The sequence below is a fragment of the Protofrankia sp. CiP1_Cm_nod3 genome (assembly GCF_982290655.1).
Genome location: NZ_CEVIVD010000009.1, coordinates 21,878 through 42,523 on the forward strand (window position 1 = coordinate 21,878; position 20,646 = coordinate 42,523).

The window sequence follows — 20,646 nt, forward strand, 5'->3', positions numbered from 1 at the left end:
TGGCGGTGGGATCGGCCAGGCCGGTCATGAGCGGCTCCTGGATGCGGCCGTCGTCCGTGTCACGGTCCGTGCCGGCGCCGGGCCGGCGTCGCCGGCCGCGGATGGGGCGAGAACATGGCGCAACGCCGCCTCGAGCTCGGGGAAGCTGAAGGTGAACCCGGTGTCCGACAGGCGTGCCGGCAGCGCGCGGGTGCTGCGCAGCAGGGTTTCCTCCGCGAAGGAGCCGAGCGCCTTGCGCAGGACGAACGGCGGCACGGCCAGCACAGCCGGCCGGCCCAGGACACGGCCGAGGGTGCGGGTGTACTCGGCGTTGGTCACCGGGTTCGGCGCGACGGCGTTGACCGGCCCGGACACCTCCGGATGCTCCAGGACGTGCTGGCATGCCCGGGCCGTGTCCAGCCTCGTCACCCACGCCAGGTATCGGCGGCCGCGGCCGACGCGCCCGCCCAGGCCGCGCCGGAACCGCGGCAGGAGGAAGCGGAGCATGCCCTGGTCCGGGGCCTGGACCACGCCGACGCGCAGGTTGACCACGCGCAGGCCGCCGTCGGCGGCGACCATCGCGGCGGCCTCTCTGTCACGTCCGAGTTCCGCGAGGAAGCCCTGCCCCGGTGGGCTGTTCTCCGTCAGCGTCTCGTCGGTGTGCCCGAGGCCGTAGTAGCCGATCGCCGCCGCGTTCACCAGGGTGCGCGGGGCGTACCGGCCGGTGGCCAGCTGTTCGGCGAGACGCCGTGTCACATCCACCCGGGACGACCGGATGCGGTGGCGTACCTGCGGATCCTCCCAGCGGCCGAGGATGTTCTCGGCGGCGAGGTGCACCACGGCCTCGGCCCGTTCCAGGGCCGCGGGGTCGACCGAGCCGGTCGCGGGGTCCCAGCGTGCCTCGTCGGGAGCGGCCGGCTCCCGACGGACCAGGCGTACGACGTCGTGCCCGGACGCGCGCAGCAGCGGCACGAGATCGTTACCAAGACGCCCGGAGGTACCCGTCACCGCAATGATCATTGCTTTTCCTTCTCCCTCTCATGACACCGCCAGTCGCGTCCGCCACTCACAGGGCCGTCGCGGCAGCGCAGTCCAGGGCGAGCCCGGCTATTGCCAGGGCGAGGCGCAGCCGGTTGCCCCACGCCCAGCGCCGCCGTACCGCCTCCCAGTTCGGCGGCGGATGGCCGGGATCCCAGGAGCGGATCCGGCGGTTCAACGCGACATTGATACTTTCCGAAACAATGCCTACACCTGCCGTGCAGAGGAGCCCGGCGCCGAAGAGCACCTGGGAGGCGGTCGAGTGCGCGGTCACGATCGCGGCGATCGTGACCAGTGCCTTGACCCTGGCCAGCCAGGGCATGAACGGGTCGAACCTGTCGTCGAGAAACGTCAGGGTGGGGACGTACCGGCCCGCCGGCAGCGAGGCGAAATACGGTATGACGGCTTTCTCCACCGCGAGCAGCGCGCCGGCGAGCAGCCCCGCGCCGATCACCACCGCCACCGCGATCGTCCCTGCGAGCACCGGTCACCCTCGCTGGTCCGCCGGGCGCACCGCGACCTCGTACACCGCGCGCTGGAACGTCCGCTCCAGATACGGCACGAGCGGCCCGGTACGCGCGGTGTGGGCGGGGTCGCTGACCCAGGCCGTGAAACGGCGCTCGTCCTCCCATTCCGCTAACAGCAGGTAGCGACTGCTCCCCGGCTCGCGCAGGAGCTCGTCGGCGATGTGCCCGTCGACGCCGCGCATCTGCACCGCGACCTGGCGGTATGCCTCCTCGAACTCCTGCTCGCCGCCCTCGGGAGCCTCCGTGTACAACATCACTCTGATGCTCATGCGTCCTCCGTCGACGTCGGACACGGGCCGGTTATCGCGTCCCGTACCTCGTAGACGCGCCGCTGCGCGTCCTCCCGCAAGTCACGCAGCGCGGTGGTGAGCCGTTCGCGGTAATCACTGCCGCCGAACGCCTCCAGGCGCTGCCGGTCCGCCCAGTCGCTGGTGATGACGTACGTACGCGGATCGGTGAGATCGCGGATGAGCGCCTGGCCGAGGTTTCCCGCAACCTGCGCGATTTCCTCGGCCGCTTCGCGCCAGGCCCGCTCGAACGCGTCCTCGCAGCCCGGACGCACCCGCATCCGTAACTCCGCCCTGATCATGCCTGTCATCCCCGCCCCCTTCGGCGACACCGGTCCCTCGGAGTTCAGCCGTCGGTGACGTCGACGAAGACGTCGACGAAACGGCGCGGCCCTGACCCGCGGGCGTGTTTTCGCGCCCGGATGATGCCGGGTCAGGGATGCACGGCCGTACAGCTGAAGCTGAAAACGTCCGCGGTGCGCACTTGTGGCCCACGGCTCCCACTGGGACGTGTTCCACGCTACGGGCGGCCGGCGGCGGCGTCTTCCGGCTCAGGTCTGGCTTTTCGACATCCATCCTGGGACGGAGACGTGCTGTTTCCCAGCCCGCGGCCTTTCCGCCCGAAGTCCTGCTGACCTGGGATTCCGGGACGCGGCACGGCACCACCAGCCTGCTGGTACCACCCGCTTACGACGAAACGCCTACGACGAAAGTCGTAGGCCGCAGGTCGCCACCAGCGCGGCAGCGGGCCCGCCGAACCGCCCGTGAACGCGGACGAACCATCCCATCGGCATCGGCATCGGCGCCTGCCACCCGCATCCGGCGTAGGCGAACTACCGCGCCTGCGGGGCCTGCGCACGGCCGGGCCGGCATACGGTCGACCACGGTACGACAGATGGGGACGGGATGGTGACGAACCGTCGGACAGGCCGGCGGCCAGGCAGGTGCCGCGCGGACCGGGAGGGTGCACGTGCCTCGACGAGATGGCCGGCCGGAGACGGTGGTCGCCGTCGCCGCCACCGTCGGTGCCGGGCTCGTCGGTGCCGCCATGGCCGAACGGGTGTGGGTGGGCCTGGCGCTGCTCGTGTTCGTGCTGTACGTCGCCCTGGCCACCGTGAACCTGCGGCTCGGTATCGCCCTGTGGGCGCCGACGCTGTTCTTCGAGGCCGTCCCGGCCCTCAACCTCGGCGCGAAAGCGGCCGGTCTGGTCATCATCCTGCGCTGGCTCACGGCGCTGGGAAGACCGGCACAGGAGCCGGCGGGACGGCCGGGGCACGGAGCGCGGGGGCCGGCAGAGCAGGCAGGGCTGACAGGGACGGCAGGGACGGCAGGGCTGACAGCGGAGTACGGGGCACGGTGGGCGGCGGGACGGGGCGTTGGCTTCCGCGCTCTCCGGCAGCGGCCGGGGCTCGTCATCGTGGGCGTGCTGCTGCTGGTGTGGCTGTCGCTGTCGCTGCTGTGGGCTGTCGACATCGGGGCGGCCGCCACCGACCTGTGGCACTGGTGGGCGCTGGTAGTGATCTTCGTTGTGGTGGGCACGGCAATGGCTGACGTGGGGGCCGTGCGCATGGCCAGTGGCGCGTTTCTCGCCGGTGCGGTGCTCTCGGTGGCCGTCGGCCTGGCCGGCGCCGGCCCGTGGCCGAGCAACCCCGCGGACACGGCCGGGGCCACCCGGCTGCAGGGCGGGGCGGGTGATCCCAACTTCCTCGCGTCATGGCTGCTGGCGGCGCTGATCCTGACGGTTGGTCTTATCGCGGCGAGCGAGAACCGGGCGCTGCGCCGGCTCCTCGTCGCGGCCGGCGGCATCGCCGCCGTCGGGCTCGCCGCGACACTGTCCCGCGGGGCGTTTGTCGCCGCCGTCGCCAGCGCCCTTGCCGCGCTCGTCCTGCTGCGGCGCCACCGCCGGCAGCTGGCCGGGCTGATCCTGCTGGTCACGGCCGTGGCCACCGCCTGGCTGGCGATGTCGCCCACGGCCTGGGAGCGCATCACGACGAACGACCGCGGGGACGGCCGGGTGGACCTGTGGAAGGTCGCCTGGAGCGTCGTACGGGACCATCCGCTTCTGGGGGTCGGGCTGAACAACTACACGGCGGTGGAAGGCGACTACGTGCGCCGGGTCGGGCCGGTGCCGTGGCTCGACATCATCGTCAGCCGCGCGCACGAGGTGCACAACGCCTATCTCCAGCTGCTCGCGGAGAACGGGATCGTCGGATCCGCCCTGTTTCTGGCCTTTCTCGCACTCTGTCTGCGGTCGGCGTTCCTCGCCGCCCGGCGTTTTGAGGCGCTCGGCGACCGGCGGAACGCGGCGATGGCGAACGCGGTCCTGCTGGCCACGTTCAGCATGACCATCTCAGGTGTCTTCCTGTCCAACGCGACAGACAAGCGCCTGTGGTTCCTGCTCGCGCTGGGCCCGGCGCTGCTGCGGGCGGCAACCGACAGCCCGGGTCCGCCCGTGGGGAGCTCGTCCACCGAGGGAATGCTCCACGGCCGGCCGGAAAGAAGCCCGGTGGGCAGCTCGTCGTGAGCCGTTCCCCGTGGCCGGGTGTCTCTTTCCCGCAGCAGCCCGCGCGGTGGGGGAAGGACACCCGGCGGGAGACAGGGCCGGTGCGCGGGGCGGGGTCAGCCGGCCGGGTCCAGGTCGAGGGTCATGGCGCGGTCGGCGATGAGCCGGCCGAGCTTCTCGATCAGCTCGGGGACGGGCCGCGAGCCCAGGTTGCGCCGCCCGCGGGCGCGGACGGACACCGAGTCGTTCTCCAGCTCACGGTCGCCGATGACCGCGACGTAGGGCACCTTCTGCTGCTCGGCCCTGCGGATCTTCGCCTGCATCGTGTTGTCGCTGTCGTCGAGTTCCGCGCGGACACCCGCGTCGCGCAGGCGGCGCCAGACGGCGGCGGCGCCGTCGGCCTGCCGGTCGCTGATCGGGACGACCCGTACCTGGACCGGGGCGAGCCACACCGGGAACGCGCCGGCGAAGTGCTCGATGAGGAACGCGACGAAACGCTCGTGCGAGCCGAGCGGCGCCCGGTGCAGGACGACCGCCTGCTCCGCCTCACCGTGCCGGTTGGTGAAGGTGAGACCGAACCGTTCGGGCATGTAGAGGTCGACCTGGTTCGTGGACGCGGCGAACTCCCGGCCGGTGACCGAGGTGAGGATGAAGTCGACTTTCGGCCCGTAGTGCGCCGCGCCGCCGATGTCCTCGACGTAGGGAATCCCGGAGCGTTCCATGGCGTCGCGGGTGATGCGTTCGGCGTCCTGCCACATCAGCTCGTCGCCGTGGTATTTCTCGGTGTTCTTCGGGTCCCGCAGGGCGAGGACCATGTGGTAGTCCTCGATGCCGAGCTTGTCGTAGTAGAGGGCGTGCAGGCGCATGACGGCGAGGAACTCGTCGATGGCCTGTTCCCGCGTGCAGTAGATGTGCGCGTCGTTCTGGGCGAAACCGCGTACCCGCATCATCCCGAACAGCTGGCCGGAGCGCTCGTAGCGGTAGACCGTGCCGTATTCGGCGAGCCGCAGCGGCAGTTCCCGGTAGCTGCGCGGGCGTGCCTTGTACACCATGTGGTGGTGCGGGCAGTTCATCGGCTTGAGGTAGTACTCCTCGCCGTCGATGTCGATGGGCGAGTAGAGGTCGTCCGCGTAGTACGGCAGATGCCCGGAGATGTAGTACAGGTCGCTCTTGGTGATGTGCGGGGTGACGATGCGCTGGTAGCCGTGGGCGCGTTCGACCTCGCGCGCCCAGGTCTCCAGCTCGTCGCGCACGACGGTGCCGTTCGGCAGCCACAGCGGCAGCCCCTTGCCGACCGCCGGGCTGAAGGCGAACAGGTCCAGCGCCTCGCCGATGACCCGGTGGTCCCGCTTCTTGGCCTCCTCCAGCTGCCACAGGTAGTGGCGCAGCTCCTTGGGGGAGTCCATCACGGTGCCGTAGATGCGCTGGAGCTGCTGGCGTTTCTCGTCGCCCCGCCAGTAGGCGCCGCTGACCCGCAGCAACGCCACCGCGTCGGGGTGGACCACGCTGCTGTCCTCGATGTGCGGGCCGCGGCAGAGGTCCTCGAAGTCACCGCTCTCGTAGACCGACAGCTCGACCGGCCCCTCGATCGGCTCGCCGTTGTCGTCGACGCCGCCGGCGACGATGTCGCGGATGAGTTCCAGCTTCAGCGGCTGGTCGGCGAACCTGGTGGTGGCCTCGTCCGTGGTCAGCTCGTGCCGCTCGAAGCGCACACCGCCGCGGATGAGGGCGCGTACCCGCTCCTGGAGCTCGGTGAGGTCCTCCGGGGTGAGGGGACGCGGGAGCGCGAAGTCGTAGTAGAAGCCGTCCCGGGTCGGCGGGCCGACGCCCAGCTTGGCGTCCGGGAACTTCTCCACCACCGCGTGGGCGAGCAGGTGCGCCACCGAATGGCGCTTGGCGTAGAGCGTGGATGCCCGGTACTCGGCGTCAGTCTGGGGGACCTTGCTCATGACCGCCCCCCGCTCCGGCTGCCGTGGGCGCCGGTCAGCGGTGACCGGCCGCCGGGCCTTCTCTTACACATCACGTCGTCCTTGCCCTGTCTGCCTTGTCCGCGTCTGCCGTGCCCGCCGTGCCCGCGTGCCGTCCCCACGGGCGTGGGGACGGTCGGTGCACCGATTCCGCTGCGTCACCGCCACGGCACCGTCCGGTATGACCGGACACCCATGGCCGGATACGCCGGTGTCCCGCTGCCGGCACGCCCTGTTCCCAGCAGACCTTACTCGATACGGGAGTCGCCGATATCCGGCCCGCCGGCGGGCGGGCCGGGCCGTCCAGGGGTGGAACACGCCGGTCATCGCGCGTATTCGCCGACGCGGAACCGGCCCATGTTCGACTTGATCCATCCGATCGTCGTGGTGAGCCCGGTGTCGAGATCGACGCTGGGCGCCCAGCCGAGCAGTTCCCGGGCCAGCGCCGGGTTCGACACCAGCCGGGCGACCTCGCTGTGCGGCGGCCGCAGCCGGGCCCGGTCGACGTCGACGGCCAGTTTCCGGCCGAGCAGATCGCCGACCGCGGTGACGAGCTCCGCCACCGAGACGTCGTGCCCGGTGCCCAGGTGGACGGTCCGCCCGACGGCGGCGTCGGACTCCGCCGCGGCGAGGAAACCGGCGACGGTGTCCGAGACGAAGGTGAGGTCCCGGCGGGTGTCGAGTTCCCCGAGGCGCAGCGTCCCCCCGGCCAGCGCCTGGGTGATGACGGTGGTCGTGACCGCGCGGGCCGACTGGTGCGGGCCGTAGGTGTTGAACGGCCTGAGCACGGTCACCGGCAGCTGGTGCGAGCGGTGGAACGCCTCCATCAGCTGGTCGCCGCCTGTCTTGCTGGCGGCATAGGGGGACTGCGCCGCCAGCGGATGATTCTCGGTCATGGGAATGGTGCGGGCGGTGCCGTACACCTCGCTCGTCGAGGTGTGCACGACCCGGCGCACCCCCGCGCGCAGCGCGGCCTCGGCGACGTTCAGGGTCCCGAGGACGTTCGTCTCGAAGAAGTCCCGGGCGTTGACGTAGGAGTACGGGATGGCGATCTGCGCCCCGAGGTGGAAGACGACCTCCACGCCGGCGGCCGCCCGCGCCACCGGCTCGACGTCGCGCAGGTCACCGAAGACGATCTCCATGTCGCGGACGACGTGCTGGTCGTGCCATTCCAGGCTGCCCCGCTCGCCCCGGGAGTTGTACCGGAGAAAGGCGCGGACGTGGCTGCCGCCGCGGACGAGCGCGGCGGCCAGGTGCCCGCCGATGAACCCGCCCGCCCCCGTGACGAGCACTGTCCGCGCGATCACCGGGCGGGCCCGGCCGGCTGGCCGTCCAGCGCCTCCACCGTGGCCGCCGGGTCCGTTGCCGGTACCGTTCCGGTGGAGCCTGTGCCGGTCGGCGTCGTGCCTGTCGGTCTCGTGTCCGCCGGACCCGGGGCCGGCTGCGGCTGCGTCGCGCGGACGGGCCCGGCGTCCCGGGCGGGGCCCTGCCGGCCGCGCTGGGCGCGGGCGAGCCGTTCGGTCATGACCGCCGCCGCCGATCCGAGGACGAGGCCGGCCAGCGTGCTGATCGTCAGTACCAGCCAGGCCGGGGCGCCCGCGGCCGAGCGCGGGAGCGCGGCGTCCTGCAGCAGCGACATGGTGGGATCACCGCTGTCGCGGACCTGGCCCAGCTCGATCAGCCGCTGCTCGAGGTCGGCGGCGGTGGCGCTCTGCTGGCTGGCGGCGCCGGGCTGGTTGCGCAGCGCGTCGAGCCGGGCCTGGAGCGGGCGGGCCGAGGCGTCGACCAGCCGCCGCAGCGTGGCCTGCCGGGTGTCGATCAGGGAGTGCGCGTACGTGTTCGCGACATCCGTCGCGGTCCGCGCCGCGGGCGCGGCGGCCGTGACCTCAAGGATGTTGGTCTGCCCCTTCGGCATCACGTCGACGGCCCGCTGGACGCGTTCCGCCGTCCAGGGTGCGCCGAGCCGGGTGGCCGTGACCTGCGCGATGCCGCGGTTGTCCGTGGCGGCGGCGGCGGTCTGGATCGTCCGGATCGGGTCCCCCAGGTCGCGGACGAGCGGCAGCCCGAGCAGGTGGTCGTCGTCCTGCGCCAGCGGTGTCACGAGGACGTCCGCCCTGGCGTGGTAGGTGGTCGGGCGCAGGGCGAGCGCCAGCAGGCCGCCGCCGAGCGCGGCGAGCGTGACCAGCGTCACCAGCAGCCGGTGCGCCCGAAGGGCCCGCAGGTCGCCGGCGGGACGCTCGTCGTCCCGCCCCCACGCGGGGCCGTCCCGCCACGGCGGCGTCTCCGGAGCCGCCCCCGGAGCCGCCCCCGGCATCGGGGACGTCGGTGTGGATGGCGTCGTGGGACGTTTCTCCGGTGGCTTTATCGGTGGCTCCATGTCGTCACCTCGCAGGCGTCTCCGTCGCCGCTGTCCCGGCGCCGGGAGCTTGTTCTGGCGAGTGCCAGGGCCTTCCCCGCCGCGGCCACGACCTGTTCCTGCTGGTCGTCGCGCATGTGGGCGAACATGGGCAGGGTGACCGTGCGTGCCGCGTACCGGTCCGTCAGCGGGAGTTCCCGCCGGGCCGCTTCCGGCGGGGCCGCGTGGACGGTGCTGCGGTGGACCGGCGGATAGTGGACGCTGGTCTGGATGCCCTGGTCGGACAGGTGGCCGCGAAAGGCGTCCCGGTCGGCGTCCGCGGGCAGCACGACGGTGAACAGATGATGCGAGCGGGCGCACCCGTCGTCCGCGGGACGGCCCGGGATCACGATGTCGAGGCCGCCCAGCGCCGCCCGGTAGCGGGCGTCCAGCCGGGCCCGCCGCTGGTTCTCCGCGGCCAGCCGCCGCAGCCGGCAGGCGGCCAGCGCGGCCCGCGGCTCGTCGATGCGGTAGTTGTAACCGAGTGCGACGACGTCGTACGTCTGCGCGTGGCCCCGGTGGCGGTCCCAGGTGAGCGTGGTCATGCCGTGGGAGCGCAGCAGCCGGACCCGGTCGGCGATCACCGGGTCCGCGGTCACCACGACGCCGCCCTCGCCGGCCGCGAGGTTCTTGTTCGCGAACATGCTGAAGGCGCCGGCGGCGCCGAAGGTGCCCAGGTGGCGGCCGTGCCACCACGACCCGGCGGCGTGTGCCGCGTCCTCGAGGAGGATCAGGCCGCGGCGGGCGCACAGGTCGCGCAGGGCGCCGATCTCCCCGGGGTGCCCGCCGTAGGCGACGTACAGGACGGCCTTCGTCCGGCTTGTGATCAGCTGCTCGCAGCCGGCCGCGGACAGCCACGGCCGCGCGAGCCCGGCGATGTCGGCGAAGACCGGTGTCGCGCCCGTGTAGCGCACGGCGTTGGCGGTCGCCACGAACGTCAGCGACGGGACGATCACCTCGTCCCCGGCGGTCAGCCCGGCCGCCAGGCACATCAGGTGCAGCGCCGCGGTCCCGTTCGTGACCGCGACGGCGTGCCGGGTGCCGACGAAGCGCGCGAAAAGCCCCTCGAACTCCTGGGTGCGCGGGCCCATGCTGAGCCATCCCGACCGGTAGGTGTCGGTCACCGCCCGCAGGTCGTCGTCCGCGATGACGAGATCCGACAGCGGCACGGCCCAGCCCGCCTCGGCCCGGTTCGTCATGGCCTGCTCTGTCATGGCCTGTTTCGTCATTGTCACTGCTCGGTGAGAAGTGAGACGTCCTGTACCGCCCGTTCGTATTCCTGGGGCGTGCCGATGTCGTACCAGGGGGCGTCACTGGGATATGCCGCGACCTTCTCACCGGCCGCGAGCAGGCGCTGGACCAGTTCCGGGAACTGGCATTCACCACGCGGGAGGTATTTCAGCGCCCGCGGCTCGTAGATGTAGACGCCCATGCTCACGTCGTAGTGCAGCGTCGGTTTCTCCCGGTAGGAGCTGACATAACCGTCCGTGGTCTCGAGCACGCCGAGATCGATGTCGACCGGGTTCTTGTGGGTGGCGATGGTCAGGGCGGCGCCGGCCTCGACATGGAAGTCGACCAGTTCACGGTAGTCGAGGCCGGTCAGCACGTCGCCGTTCATGGCGATGAACGTCTGGTCGAGACCGGGGACGGCCCGCAGCGCTCCGGCCGTGCCCAGCGGTCTTTCCTCCCAGTGCCAGTGCAGCTCCAGGCCCGGTTCGAGCCGGGCCTGGGAGAAATAGGCCGCGATGAGCCCGCCCAGATAGTTCACGCAGAGATCTATCCTGGTCACCCCGACGGCTCGCAGCCGGTCGATGATGTGCTGCAGGATCGGGCGTTCACCGACCGGCACGAGTGGTTTGGGGATGATTGTCGTGTACGGGCGCAGCCTGGTGCCGAGCCCGCCGGCAAGGACAACCGCCCTGATGTGCGACAGACCGTTCATCCCGTTCGTCCCGTTCATCGGCATCCCCATCCTCGGCCCCCCGGTGCGGAACCCGTCTGCTCCGGCAGGTGGCACGTCCGGCTCGCGTGTCGTTGGCAGAAGAATTCCGGACCAGCCGGAAGAGCTCTTTTCGCCCGTCGCACCCGACGGTTTTCCCGTCGTGCCCGGACTTGCTGTGGAGCTCGGTTCCCCCGTCATGTTCTGCTTTCCCGGCGTATTCGACATCGAAACGGCAGAACAGCACGAGCGGGGTCCACAGCAGCAGTTTGCAGTCGGTGGTGAGCCGACGGTCACCGGCGTACAGGCGGTCGAGCCGCACCTTCTCCGGCAGCAGGTCGTCGACGTAGCGGCGTACCGGGTCCACGTCCCGCCCGGCGCCGATCAGGTCGCCCTCGTCCCGGAAGACGAGCTGGGTCCATCCCGACAGACCGGGACGGACCGTCAGGATCTCCTGATAGGCCCGCGGGTGCAGGGCCACGAACCTGGGATCCTCCGGTCTCGGGCCGACCAGGCTCATCTGCCCGCGCAGGACGTGCCACAGCTGGGGGATCTCGTCGATGCGCCGGCGCGCGAGAAAGGCGCCGATACGGGTGAACCGTTCGTCGCCGGTCGCCGTCACCGGCGGCCCCGACGTCCCCACCCGCATTTTCCGGAATTTCAGGACGGCCAGTGGCCTGCCCTGATGGCCCACCCGCAGCGCCCGGTAGCACACCGGCCCCCTTGATTCGATCTTGATGGCAAGAGCGATCAGGAGCAGCGCGGGCAGGGCCAGCAGCAGCAGGACAGCCGCCAGCAGCATCTCGGCGACCATCTTCGTCCCAGCGAGAAGTGCCTCCCCGCGGGTCCGCCCGGTCGCACCCGTCGCGCTGGGCATTCCGCGGAAGACGGATCCTTCGCTGGACGGGCACCCCGCGGCCGAATGCGCGCGTTCCGCTACCGGATGTTCCGCCCGCGCGGGTTCTGTCGTCATGGGTCCCGGCGCCGAGATATCTGTCGTCGAGATTCCCGTCACCGAGATTCCCGTCCCGAGATATCCGGTGCCGAGATATCCGGTGCCGAGATGGTGGTGAAAGCTCGCCGGATGCGCTCCGATATCCCGGCCGTGGCGGTCGGAGCCGGTTCGGCCGCATGAAAATCGTCCGTACGACGGACCACGTCCTCCCCCTGCTTTCCACGTCGGCCGGTGGCGCACCGCCAGCCGGGCCCGGCGGATTCCACCGGTGGCCGGGCTGGGTCCGGCGGATCCCGCTGGATCCGGGGGCCGGAGGCCGGGCCGGACGGCCCGGGGCAGGTGTTCCACCGGTCGCCGACGGGTCTGGAAACCGCATCGTCACCGTACGTCCGCCCCTGCCGCCACCGGCTCCCCCATCGGCACCAACTCCGCTACGCCAGATGCGGGTGGCGGGAGCCGCCCGGGCCCGGCCTCCCCCCGGCGATGAAGCGGGCGACCCGGCCGGCCTCGGCTTCCAGGGTCACCGCCCGGGCCGTGTCCAGGCCGTGGGCGACCAGCCGATCCCGCAGGCCGGCGTCGTCGACGAGGCGGTTGATCGCGGCCACCAGCTCCCCGACGTCCGAGGGCGGCACGAGCAGGCCGGCGCGTCCCCCGTCGAGCGCGGCGCGCACGCCGCCGACGTCGGTCGCCACGACGGGCGTCCCACAGGCAAGGCCCTCCATCAGCACCTGCGGCACACCCTCGGTGAGCGAGACGTGCACGAGGATGTGCGCCTGCCGGTAGAACCGCAGCAGAGCCGGGCCGAAGGGGACGTAACCCCCGAAGACGACGCGCCCGTCGACGCCGAGCCGGCGGGCGTGCCGCCGGACCGCGTCCTCCAGCGGCCCGCGGCCGAGCAGCCGCAGCACATGGCGCCCCGGCCGCTGCCGCTCCAGGTGGGCGAGGGCGTCGACGAGCAGCAGGGGGTTCTTCTCCCGGTCGACACGGCCGACGGCGAGCAGTTCGAGTGGCCCTGTCCAGTCACGCTGTGGCACGGCCGTGGCGACGTCCCGGGCGGGGACCAGGGTGACCGTCATCGGCAGGACCGCCGCCCGCCGCCGCCCGCCGTGGCCGGGAAACCCGTGGCCGGGAAACCCGGCCCACCGGCGCTGTTCCCATCGGCGTAACCGCAACCACAACCGGAGTCGAGGCCGGAGTCGAGGCCGGGCGCCGGAACGGGATCGGCGGGAGCCATATCCGCGGGCGAGTTCCGTCCCGACGACCGTTGTCGGCAGCCACCGCGCCAACAGACGGTAGCTCCTGTCCAGTGCCCAGACCGGCACGAGCGCCGGTGCCCACCGGCGGCCGGGCAGGCGGCTGCGGAAGTAGGCGGGGGTGTCCTGACGGACCCCGAGGACGACCCGTCTGCGCCGCAGGAGAGCGAGCGCGATCAGGAGCATCGCGAACGGGTTCGGCCCGAGCACCCACACGACGTCCACCCGCGCCAGTCCCCGCCACATCCCGGTGGCGGTGCCGGCCGCCGCGCGCGCCAACGCGCCCAGCCGGCGCAGGCTGGCGTAGTACGGCAGCGCGACGAGTTCGGTGCCGGGCGGCAGGACGTGGTCCGCGGGCCGGTCCGCGCGGAGTGTGCGGCCGAAGAGGACGAGCCGGTCGAAGTGCTGCCCGACCGCGCAGGTGAAGAGGAGGAACGCCTGGTCGGAGGAGATCCGCGGACCGTCGGCGGTCCGCTCAAGCCGGAAGACGTCGTCGGAGTAGACGCCCAGGCGTCCGTCCATGTTCGGTCATCATTCGGTCATCCCGATCGGTGTTCGGTGACAAAGAATGCCAAAAAGCGGCACAAGAACGGCCAGAGGAGGCAAGATTGCCACCTTTGATCATTGGCATTAAGCGGATAGTCATCAGCGTAGTCCGGCTCCCGGCAGCGGGCCAGTCCTCCTGGCGCGCCGGCAACGGCGGGGACGGCGGGGACGACGGACGACAGCGGCAGGGCCGAGAGCCGCTGGCCCGTCGCCTCCCGGGCCGGTGCGCCAGGAGGACGCGAAGAAGAACGCGCGGTAGTGAGCGGACGGCCGTGAGCGGACGGCCGTGAGCGGACGGCGAGCGGCGGACAGCGGACAGTGGATATAGGCTGCCGAGAATGGCCGCGCCTTGGCGGGGGGATGGCGACGGCGGCCCCCGGCATCCCAGCTTCGTCTCGTCGGCGCTCGCGACCTGGGGCACACAGCTTGCGGTCGCCGTCCTCTCCCTCGCCAACGTCCTGATCGTCGCGCGGTCACTGGGCGCCACGGGCCGGGGCGACGTCGCCTTCCTCACGGTGATCGCCTACGTCGTCTCCCAGCTCTCCCTGCTGGGCGTGGAACAGGCGAACGTCAACTTCGCCTCGGCCGAACCCGGGCTGCGGCCGGCGCTGGCGACCAACTCGGTGCTGCTCGCCCTCCTGCTGGGGACGGCCGCCGCCGGCGCGGTCGGCGGCCTGATCGCGCTCTTCCCCCAGGTCGGCGGGCATTCGTCGGCCGGGCTGCGCTGGCTGGTCCTCGCATCGGTCCCACTGTTGATCATGCAGGTCTACCTGCTGTTCCTGGCACAGGCCGACTACGCCTTCGGGTTCGCGAACGCGGTGTACCTGCTCGCCCCGCTGGTGAACGTCACCGTCGACGGCCTGCTCGCCGCCCTCGGCATGCTCAGCGTCGCCGTCGCGGTCGCCGCCTGCATCGGCGGCCAGGTGCTGGGCACCGCGCTGATGGCCTGGTATGTGGGACGCCGCGCGGCCGGGTTCGGCCGCCCCGACCTGCGCCTGGCGCGACGGTCGCTCGGCTTCGGGATGAAGGCGCACGCCGGGCAGACGATGCTGCTCGCCAACTACAAGCTCGACCAGTGGCTCGTCGGCGCCATCGCCGGTGCCCACCAGCTGGGTGTCTACAGCGTGGCGGTCGCCTGGGCCGAGGCGCTGTTCTATCTGCCGACGGCGCTGGCCGCCGTGCAGCGCCCGGACCTGGTGCGTTCCCATGGGGGCGATGCCGGCCCGCAGGCCGCGGCCGTGTTCCGGGTGGCGGTCCTTATCACGTTTCTGGTCGGCGCCGGTCTGGTCCTGGCCGCGCCTTTTCTCTGCGTGACCGTCTTCGGCGCCGAGTTCCAGGACTCGGTCGTCCAGCTGCGCGTTCTGACGGTGGGCGCGTTCGGGGTCGTCGCGCTCAAGCTGCTGGGCAACGCGCTGACCGCGCGGGGGAAACCGCTGCTGGAGACCGCCGCGGTGGGCATCGCGTTCGCCGCCACGGTGGCGCTCGACATCATGCTCATCCCCGGGCACGGCGGTGTCGGAGCGTCGGTCGCCTCGGTGCTGGCGTATTCGGCCGGCGGGATCGCGGTCGCGGTCATCTTCGCGCGGGCGTTGGGGACGGGCTGGGGCATTCTTGTCCCGCGATGGGGTGACGCGCGCGTGCTCGGGCGCGTCGGCCTGCGCTTCTCAGCGCGGCTGGTGCCCTCCCGGGCGGCGACGGTGAACACATTCCGCGGCGACGGATGACCCGTTTTTTCGTTTCAGCCGTTTCAGCCGTGTCGCCGTGGCCGGTCGAGAAGCCCGCGCAGGGTGCCGAGGGCGTAGCCCGCGTGCAGCGCCCCGAAACAGGCCGCGACCCTGGCTGTCATCGCCGGAAACCCGTCCGGGTGGCCCCCGGCGACGGTCATGCCGGGAACGGGCCCGCCTCGGCGCGCGCGTCTCACCGCCGTGGCCGCCGACAGCGACGCGGCGGCGGGATATGCCAGCGCACCAACGGTGAGGGCCGTCCGCGCCCTGGCGGCAAGGACCGCCCGATGCGTTCTGGACGCAAAGACCGACGCTCCCGCCAGCCCCACAAGTGCGAGCAGGAAGGACGCCGGCGCCAGATGCCGGGGCCGGAGCATGCCGTGGTGTGCCCGGCACACCCGTACCCGGGCCCGGCCATATCCGTAGTACTGGCCGAACGCGGCCCGCCAGGAGGGCCGAGCCAGATAGTGGAACCCGATCGAGGTGTCGAGCACTATGCGGTAGCCGGCCCGCCGCAGCCGCCAGTTCAGCTCCTCGTCCTCGCCGCAGACCATGTCGGGGTCGAAAAGGCCGACACGTTCGAGCGCCGCCCGCCGGTAGATCCCGCACTGGACGGTGTCGACGAACGCGTGTTCCGCCCGGCCCGCGTATTCGCTGCCCCCGACACCGAAACGGCACGTGCGGGCGAGTGCGGCCGCCGCGCCGAACCGGGTGTCGCCGTGCTGCCGCGGCCGTCCGCCCACACAGGCGACGTCGGGCGGGCCGTCCCGCAGCACGGCGACAGCACGGCGCAGGAAGTCACGCTCCGGGTAGCCGTGCGCATCCACCTTCGCGACCAGGCCGTTGCCGGAGAGGCTGATGGCGAGGTTCAACGCCGCGGGCAGGTTGCGGCGCCGCCCGTCGGCTATCACGCTCAGGCGCCGGTCGGTGGCCGCCCGTTCGGCCGCGATCGCGACGGTGCGGTCCCGGGAGCCGCCGTCGACCAGCCAGACCCGCACCAGTTCCGCCGGATAGTCCTGCGCCAGCACTGCGTCCAGGCAGCACCCGACGTAGCGTTCCTCGTCATATGTCGAGATGATGACGTCTATCGTTTCCCGCTCTGTCATTTCCTGGTCCGTCGTTTCCCGGTCTGTTTCCTCTCGGTTTGCTGTCTCCTGGTCTGCCGTTTCCTGGTCGGCTGTTCTTCGGGCCAGGGTGTTCCCGTCCGGGGTGTTCCAGACCGTGATGTCACGCTGGCCGGCCGGTGGCACGGCGCCCTCCGTCCCGGCATTCTCGGCCGCCATGTCAGGGTGCCGGGCGAGCTGCCACGTCCGGCGTGCCGACCTTGGGAGGCTCTTTCCCGGGACGTTCGTGCTCGGCGTGCCATCCGGTTTCCCCCTGGATATCCCCGCGGGCGACACCGGCGATGATGTACCGCCAGTTCCGCGGGGTGACCCGTTCGCACAGGGCCCGGTCGACGGTGCCGAGCGCCCGCCGCTGCCGTTCGGAACGGCCGAATCCACCGAGTATCCCCAGCGTCGTGTAGTCGACCGTCCCGAACGCGGACAACAGCCCGACGGCATCCTCGGCCGACAGATAACTGCATCCCTTCCGGCCCCAGCCGAAATGGGTGCGGAAGAAACCGTGGATTCTCGTCCCCGCCGCGTTCTCCGCGAACCACAGCTCGCCGCCGGGTTTCAGCGCCCGGTACATGTTCGCGACCGCCTTCCGCTGCGGGACGGGCCAGCTGTCACCGCCGGTGGTCATTCCCGGCAGCAGGGACTTGAAGGCGACGACGTCGAAGGCGGCCGTGTACGGGAGGTTCAGCACGTCGATCCGCTCGTAGGTGACCGCGTCGCCGACGCCGTACTCGGCGTGCAGCCGCCGGGCGGCCGGCGACGGCTCCTGAAGGCCGGAGCACACGACCTGGAATCCCTTCGTGGCCAGCCACAGCGAGAGGCCACCATGCGTCCCACCGAAACCGATCTCGAGGACGCTGGGGGTGGCCGCGTCTGCCCCGCCATTTTTCCCCCGGAATCCGCCGTCGTCCCGGAACCTGCTGTTTCCCCGGAACCTGCTGTGCTCCTCCCAGAAGGACAGGCATCTCGACCAGTTCGTCACGTCCCAGCCGATGCTGTCGCGGAGGAGGCTCGCTCGGTCCATGTCCGCTCCTCTGCCCCCGTACGCGTGAAGTAACCAGGTCCGGCCCCATCGTCGACGTTTGGTCACAGGACGTGACGTGACTGCGCGCTGACTCGTGATCTAGCGCAGGGTCGCGCAGGGGGTGGGCTCGAGGGAGGCGGTGTTGTCGTGCGGCTGGCCGAGGGCGAGGACCCGCATGTGGGTGAGCAGGCTGGGCGGCAGGTCGACGTACGTCTGGTCCCCCCAGGGGTAGGGCACCGTGGTCGACAGCGGGTTCTGCGCGACGAGACCGACGCCGCCGCCCGTGTCGCCGAGGATCATCCCGTACCGCTGGAGCGCGCGAGCAACGATCGTTTCGTACGGGTTGAGGCCGAGGGCGGAGAGGTCCACGCCCGGGTCGAGCTGGAGGCGCGCACCCTCGGGGATCGCGCCGGCATTCGTGCTCCGCCCGTCGCCCTCGGTGGCCGGCAGGACGGGGGCGCCGGCTCTCGTGTCCGGATAGGCGAAGAACAGGGCGTGCCGGATCTCGCCGTCCCGTAGCTCCTCGGGGCGGATCACCCCCGCGGCACCGGCCGCGCCCGAACCGGTCGCCGACAGGCCGCGGGGGTACCAGCCCGGCCCGGCCGTGGAGGTCGCGTTCGCCCAGGACGCCGACCATCCGCCGTCGGCGCCCCGCACCGCCTGCCAGAAGTCGTACTCGCACCCGGTCGCACGGTCGACGATCACCATGTGGCCGTCGCCGGCCGGGTCGGGGACGGCGTTCGCGGGGATCGGGACGTCGGAGATCGTCGACGCCGGTGCCCACGGGGCGGTCAGTGTGACGGTGTGTCGTGGGGTGGCCGCGTCGGCGTGGTACAGCGGCCTCGACCACTCCCCGACCGCGATCACGAAGCTTCGTGATCGCGCGGCCTCGACGACCGTGTGCAGCATCGTGGCCGAGTGCGCGTCGGCCTGCGCGTCCCCTGGGACCGGGGTGTTCCACGGGCTCGTCGGCGCGTAGAGCGCTGGCGCCGGTGCGCCGGCCGAGGGGGGCGGCGGGGTGGGCGCCGGCGGCCGCGGCTCCTGGCAGGCCTGGAGACCGGCGCCCGCCACCAGCGCCAGCAGAGCCGACAGCAACACGGCAGCTCGGTGCCGGGCCCGGGATCGCGGACCGCGGGGAACATCCGGGCCGGACGGAGTGGACGATCCGGATATTTCGAACGGACCGGACAACGGCGCGGGCAGGTGATTTCTGGGCACACTACTTCCTCACGGGAACGAACCCCCCCGGGCGGAGGCACCCTAACAGCTTCCTCCCGGTACACCCAAATCCGAACAACGACGTATGGACGCACACATCGGTATCATCACGCCGACAGTCCGGCGAAACACATGGAGTCAGCGCGGACCATCCGTGCCGCGACCGCGGGAATCATGTCGCTCACCGTTCGTCGGGATATGTCCGGATGCGCATGGAATCCCGGTACCGATGGTGATGCCCACCAAATCCCGGATGATTCCCCTGCCGTACCCGACGGATACATGCCGCGCCGCGCCAGCGCGGCCACCGCCAGTGGCAGTCGCCGATGATTCCGCCCGTATGCCGATCCGCGACGGCAAGTTCGACCAGTAGTCCGGCGCCGACCGATCCAGGGGTGGTGTACCCCGGGGTCGCCGACGCTGGCCGCTCCTGGCTGGAGGCGGGACGGCCGGAGCAGGCCATCCCGCTGTTGGACGATGGACTGCGCCTGTTCGGGCACAGCCAGCCGCGCAACCGCCTGCTGCACGGGGTATCCCTCGCCCAGGCCATGCTGCTCACCCGCCAGCCAGATGGCGCGGTCCAGGCCACCGATCAGGCACTCGCTTTGACCGCCGGACAAGACTCCGGCCGCGTCCGCACCCGCCTCGCCGAGCTGCGCACCGCACTCGCCGCGTCGACGGCGAGCCAGGCCATCGAGGCCGCCGACAGGGTCGCGGCCGCATCCACGCGTAGCCTGGTGGCGCTGGAGGGCACGCACAGAGGGCACGAGGAGACCCCGTTCATGTGGCTGGCCACGAACGTCCCACTCGCCTCGCTGACCACGCTGCGCCCTCGGTGGCCCCGCCCAGGAAGTGGCCGTCCTCGACGACCCTGGCGACTTTCCCGAACTCGTCGCCGCCGCCGGTCGCGCGGGGAGTGCGCCAAGGGTCATCGGGGCCGGCAGCAACCTCCTGGCTGCCGATGACGGCACGGTCCGCATCGAGGCCGACCAGCGGGCGGCCGCGTCCGGGCTGTGCACACCGGCGGTCGCGTCCCGCAGCCCCGCTCTGGTCGAGGGCGGCTCACTGGCTTACCTCACCATCCGCCGGACAGCCACGCCGGGACGCTGGCAGCTCGGCGCCATCGGCCACGGCCCCGACGGCCGCCAGCTCGCCGCCCGCGTCATCGGCCAGATCGACGTCTGGGACCGGGGCCCGTACCGCCGATCCCGAACTGCTCGTGTTCCCCACCGGGGTGCCCATACCGGACACCACAAGAGGAAAGATAATTCTCAAGCCCGACAACCGGCTGATTCTGCGCTACTGAAGGCGGTCCCGGCCGGGCCGCGCGCTGTGTCGCGGAGCGCATACGGCATACCGCCGCGGTGGCCGGGTACGAGTCAGTGGTCCTCGTTGTCGAGCGAGGACACGGTTGTCGGGCGAAGAGATTTCGCGAGTATTGGGGGAAGTTTATGATGGCGCCGACCGACACGGCCCGCGGTATCCGTCGGGGCGTGTCGTGAGGGTGGTTCTCTGCGACGGCCATCGCATGTTCGTCGAAGGTATGGCGACGATGCTGACCGCGCGCGGCTGGACGGTGTGCGCGGTGGCGTTCACCGCCGCCGACGCCGAGAACGCGATCCGATGTCACCGGCCCGACCTGGGGATGATCGACCTCGGTTTCCCGGACGGCGACGGCCTGGATCTGATTCGTTCCCTCGCCGGCCTGGCACCGGTGACGAATCTGCTGCTGCTCACCGGCTCCACCGACGTCGCGGCGATCAGTGCCGCCATCCGGGCCGGTGCCGGCGGGATGGCGTCCAAGACGCAGGACATCGAACGGGTCATCGCGATCGCGGAACGCGTCGGCCGTGGAAAGACGATGACCGACGTGTGCGCCGTCGTGCGAGGTGCGCGCACCCCCCGCCGCTCCGGCGCGCCGGCCACCGTTGACACCCTGCTGACCAGCCGGGAGCGGGACGTGCTCGTCCGGCTCGGGCGGGGGCAGAGCACCGCCGTTCTCGCGGCGGATCTCGGTATCACGGTGAACACGGCACGCTCGCACATCCAGAACGTGCTGACCAAACTCGGCGTACACAGCCGGCTGGAAGCCGCCGCGCTGGCGGCCAGGTCCGGCCTGCTGGACCGCGCCGGCTGACCCCGCTTTCCCTCGCGGCCCCGGCCGGCCCTCCCA

18 protein-coding genes are annotated in these 20,646 nt (G+C 71.6%); 4 read left to right on the plus strand and 14 right to left on the minus strand.

Annotation, left to right across the window (positions count from 1 at the left end):
• Positions 1 to 24: 24 nt before the first annotated feature.
• The 4 genes from AC5LUJ_RS03810 to AC5LUJ_RS03825 are packed head-to-tail and all read right to left on the minus strand — an operon-like array spanning position 25 to position 2,142.
• Positions 25 to 999: a TIGR01777 family oxidoreductase gene (locus tag AC5LUJ_RS03810; RefSeq protein ID WP_250291275.1), complete on the minus strand. Its 975-nt coding sequence runs from the start codon at positions 997 to 999 to the stop codon at positions 25 to 27.
• A 46-nt stretch (positions 1,000 to 1,045) separates the two neighbouring features.
• Positions 1,046 to 1,501: an anthrone oxygenase family protein gene (locus AC5LUJ_RS03815; RefSeq protein ID WP_250280687.1), complete on the minus strand. Its 456-nt coding sequence runs from the start codon at positions 1,499 to 1,501 to the stop codon at positions 1,046 to 1,048.
• Between the two features lie 3 nt (positions 1,502 to 1,504).
• Positions 1,505 to 1,813, minus strand: a complete 309-nt coding sequence (locus AC5LUJ_RS03820) for an antibiotic biosynthesis monooxygenase family protein (protein WP_250280685.1) — start codon at positions 1,811 to 1,813, stop codon at positions 1,505 to 1,507.
• Positions 1,810 to 2,142, minus strand: coding sequence for an antibiotic biosynthesis monooxygenase family protein (locus AC5LUJ_RS03825; RefSeq protein WP_250291273.1), 333 nt, complete (start codon positions 2,140 to 2,142; stop codon positions 1,810 to 1,812). The genes AC5LUJ_RS03820 and AC5LUJ_RS03825 overlap by 4 nt, the downstream gene beginning before the upstream one ends.
• 659 nt (positions 2,143 to 2,801) lie before the next feature.
• Here AC5LUJ_RS03825 and AC5LUJ_RS03830 point away from each other — a divergent pair.
• A complete protein-coding gene (locus AC5LUJ_RS03830) occupies positions 2,802 to 4,355 on the plus strand; it encodes an O-antigen ligase family protein (RefSeq protein WP_250291271.1) in 1,554 nt (517 codons plus the stop codon).
• Between the two features lie 95 nt (positions 4,356 to 4,450).
• On the opposite strand, the gene thrS is transcribed toward AC5LUJ_RS03830, so the two are convergent.
• The 7 genes from thrS to AC5LUJ_RS03865 form a co-directional block, all read right to left on the minus strand.
• On the minus strand, positions 4,451 to 6,283 hold the full coding sequence (gene thrS / locus AC5LUJ_RS03835; protein ID WP_250280679.1) for a threonine--tRNA ligase: 1,833 nt from the start codon (positions 6,281 to 6,283) through the stop codon (positions 4,451 to 4,453).
• A gap of 341 nt (positions 6,284 to 6,624) precedes the next feature.
• Positions 6,625 to 7,608, minus strand: coding sequence for an SDR family NAD(P)-dependent oxidoreductase (locus AC5LUJ_RS03840; RefSeq protein WP_250280677.1), 984 nt, complete (start codon positions 7,606 to 7,608; stop codon positions 6,625 to 6,627).
• The gene (locus AC5LUJ_RS03845; RefSeq protein WP_250280675.1) at positions 7,605 to 8,615 is read right to left on the minus strand and encodes a GumC domain-containing protein; all 1,011 of its coding nucleotides are present in this window, start codon (positions 8,613 to 8,615) and stop codon (positions 7,605 to 7,607) included. The genes AC5LUJ_RS03840 and AC5LUJ_RS03845 overlap by 4 nt, the downstream gene beginning before the upstream one ends.
• Before the next feature lie 47 nt (positions 8,616 to 8,662).
• The gene (locus AC5LUJ_RS03850) at positions 8,663 to 9,910 is read right to left on the minus strand and encodes a DegT/DnrJ/EryC1/StrS family aminotransferase (RefSeq protein WP_250280674.1); all 1,248 of its coding nucleotides are present in this window, start codon (positions 9,908 to 9,910) and stop codon (positions 8,663 to 8,665) included.
• A 17-nt stretch (positions 9,911 to 9,927) separates the two neighbouring features.
• Positions 9,928 to 10,638, minus strand: a complete 711-nt coding sequence (locus AC5LUJ_RS03855) for a sugar phosphate nucleotidyltransferase (RefSeq protein ID WP_250280673.1) — start codon at positions 10,636 to 10,638, stop codon at positions 9,928 to 9,930.
• Positions 10,532 to 11,512 (minus strand): sugar transferase, encoded by a 981-nt coding sequence (locus AC5LUJ_RS03860; RefSeq protein WP_493464469.1) that lies wholly within the window; start codon positions 11,510 to 11,512, stop codon positions 10,532 to 10,534. The genes AC5LUJ_RS03855 and AC5LUJ_RS03860 overlap by 107 nt, the downstream gene beginning before the upstream one ends.
• 509 nt (positions 11,513 to 12,021) lie before the next feature.
• Positions 12,022 to 13,365 (minus strand): glycosyltransferase, encoded by a 1,344-nt coding sequence (locus AC5LUJ_RS03865; RefSeq protein WP_493464470.1) that lies wholly within the window; start codon positions 13,363 to 13,365, stop codon positions 12,022 to 12,024.
• Between the two features lie 362 nt (positions 13,366 to 13,727).
• On the opposite strand from AC5LUJ_RS03865, the gene AC5LUJ_RS03870 reads away from it, so the two are divergent.
• On the plus strand, positions 13,728 to 15,113 hold the full coding sequence (locus AC5LUJ_RS03870; RefSeq protein ID WP_250280667.1) for an oligosaccharide flippase family protein: 1,386 nt from the start codon (positions 13,728 to 13,730) through the stop codon (positions 15,111 to 15,113).
• A 23-nt stretch (positions 15,114 to 15,136) separates the two neighbouring features.
• Here AC5LUJ_RS03870 and AC5LUJ_RS03875 read toward each other — a convergent pair whose 3' ends face one another.
• From AC5LUJ_RS03875 to AC5LUJ_RS03885, 3 genes are all read right to left on the minus strand, one after another.
• Positions 15,137 to 16,219, minus strand: a complete 1,083-nt coding sequence (locus tag AC5LUJ_RS03875; RefSeq protein ID WP_250280664.1) for a glycosyltransferase family 2 protein — start codon at positions 16,217 to 16,219, stop codon at positions 15,137 to 15,139.
• A 178-nt stretch (positions 16,220 to 16,397) separates the two neighbouring features.
• The gene (locus tag AC5LUJ_RS03880; RefSeq protein ID WP_250280662.1) at positions 16,398 to 17,255 is read right to left on the minus strand and encodes a class I SAM-dependent methyltransferase; all 858 of its coding nucleotides are present in this window, start codon (positions 17,253 to 17,255) and stop codon (positions 16,398 to 16,400) included.
• 99 nt (positions 17,256 to 17,354) lie between these two features.
• Positions 17,355 to 18,353 carry a hypothetical protein gene (locus AC5LUJ_RS03885; protein WP_250280660.1) on the minus strand — a complete coding sequence of 333 codons (999 nt, stop codon included), beginning with the start codon at positions 18,351 to 18,353 and terminating at the stop codon, positions 17,355 to 17,357.
• 515 nt (positions 18,354 to 18,868) lie between these two features.
• Between AC5LUJ_RS03885 and AC5LUJ_RS03890 the strand changes: the two genes are divergently transcribed.
• Positions 18,869 to 19,438, plus strand: a complete 570-nt coding sequence (locus AC5LUJ_RS03890) for a tetratricopeptide repeat protein (RefSeq protein ID WP_250280658.1) — start codon at positions 18,869 to 18,871, stop codon at positions 19,436 to 19,438.
• A gap of 539 nt (positions 19,439 to 19,977) precedes the next feature.
• Positions 19,978 to 20,610 (plus strand): response regulator, encoded by a 633-nt coding sequence (locus AC5LUJ_RS03895; protein ID WP_493464475.1) that lies wholly within the window; start codon positions 19,978 to 19,980, stop codon positions 20,608 to 20,610.
• The last annotated feature ends 36 nt before the right edge of the window (positions 20,611 to 20,646 follow it).

What these genes read in the sequence shown, in the direction of transcription:
- AC5LUJ_RS03825 (WP_250291273.1), bottom strand. Translation starts at nt 2,142, where the DNA reads ATGACAGGCATGATCAGGGCGGAGTTACGGATGCGGGTGCGTCCGGGC.
- AC5LUJ_RS03865 (WP_493464470.1), bottom strand. Translation starts at nt 13,365, where the DNA reads ATGGACGGACGCCTGGGCGTCTACTCCGACGACGTCTTCCGGCTTGAG.
- AC5LUJ_RS03870 (WP_250280667.1), top strand. Translation starts at nt 13,728, where the DNA reads ATGGCCGCGCCTTGGCGGGGGGATGGCGACGGCGGCCCCCGGCATCCC.
- AC5LUJ_RS03860 (WP_493464469.1), bottom strand. Translation starts at nt 11,512, where the DNA reads ATGCCCAGCGCGACGGGTGCGACCGGGCGGACCCGCGGGGAGGCACTT.
- AC5LUJ_RS03850 (WP_250280674.1), bottom strand. Translation starts at nt 9,910, where the DNA reads ATGACAGAGCAGGCCATGACGAACCGGGCCGAGGCGGGCTGGGCCGTG.
- AC5LUJ_RS03875 (WP_250280664.1), bottom strand. Translation starts at nt 16,219, where the DNA reads ATGACAGAGCGGGAAACGATAGACGTCATCATCTCGACATATGACGAG.
- AC5LUJ_RS03855 (WP_250280673.1), bottom strand. Translation starts at nt 10,638, where the DNA reads ATGAACGGTCTGTCGCACATCAGGGCGGTTGTCCTTGCCGGCGGGCTC.
- AC5LUJ_RS03845 (WP_250280675.1), bottom strand. Translation starts at nt 8,615, where the DNA reads ATGCCGGGGGCGGCTCCGGGGGCGGCTCCGGAGACGCCGCCGTGGCGG.
- AC5LUJ_RS03820 (WP_250280685.1), bottom strand. Translation starts at nt 1,813, where the DNA reads ATGAGCATCAGAGTGATGTTGTACACGGAGGCTCCCGAGGGCGGCGAG.
- thrS (WP_250280679.1), bottom strand. Translation starts at nt 6,283, where the DNA reads ATGAGCAAGGTCCCCCAGACTGACGCCGAGTACCGGGCATCCACGCTC.
- AC5LUJ_RS03880 (WP_250280662.1), bottom strand. Translation starts at nt 17,255, where the DNA reads ATGGACCGAGCGAGCCTCCTCCGCGACAGCATCGGCTGGGACGTGACG.
- AC5LUJ_RS03810 (WP_250291275.1), bottom strand. Translation starts at nt 999, where the DNA reads ATGATCATTGCGGTGACGGGTACCTCCGGGCGTCTTGGTAACGATCTC.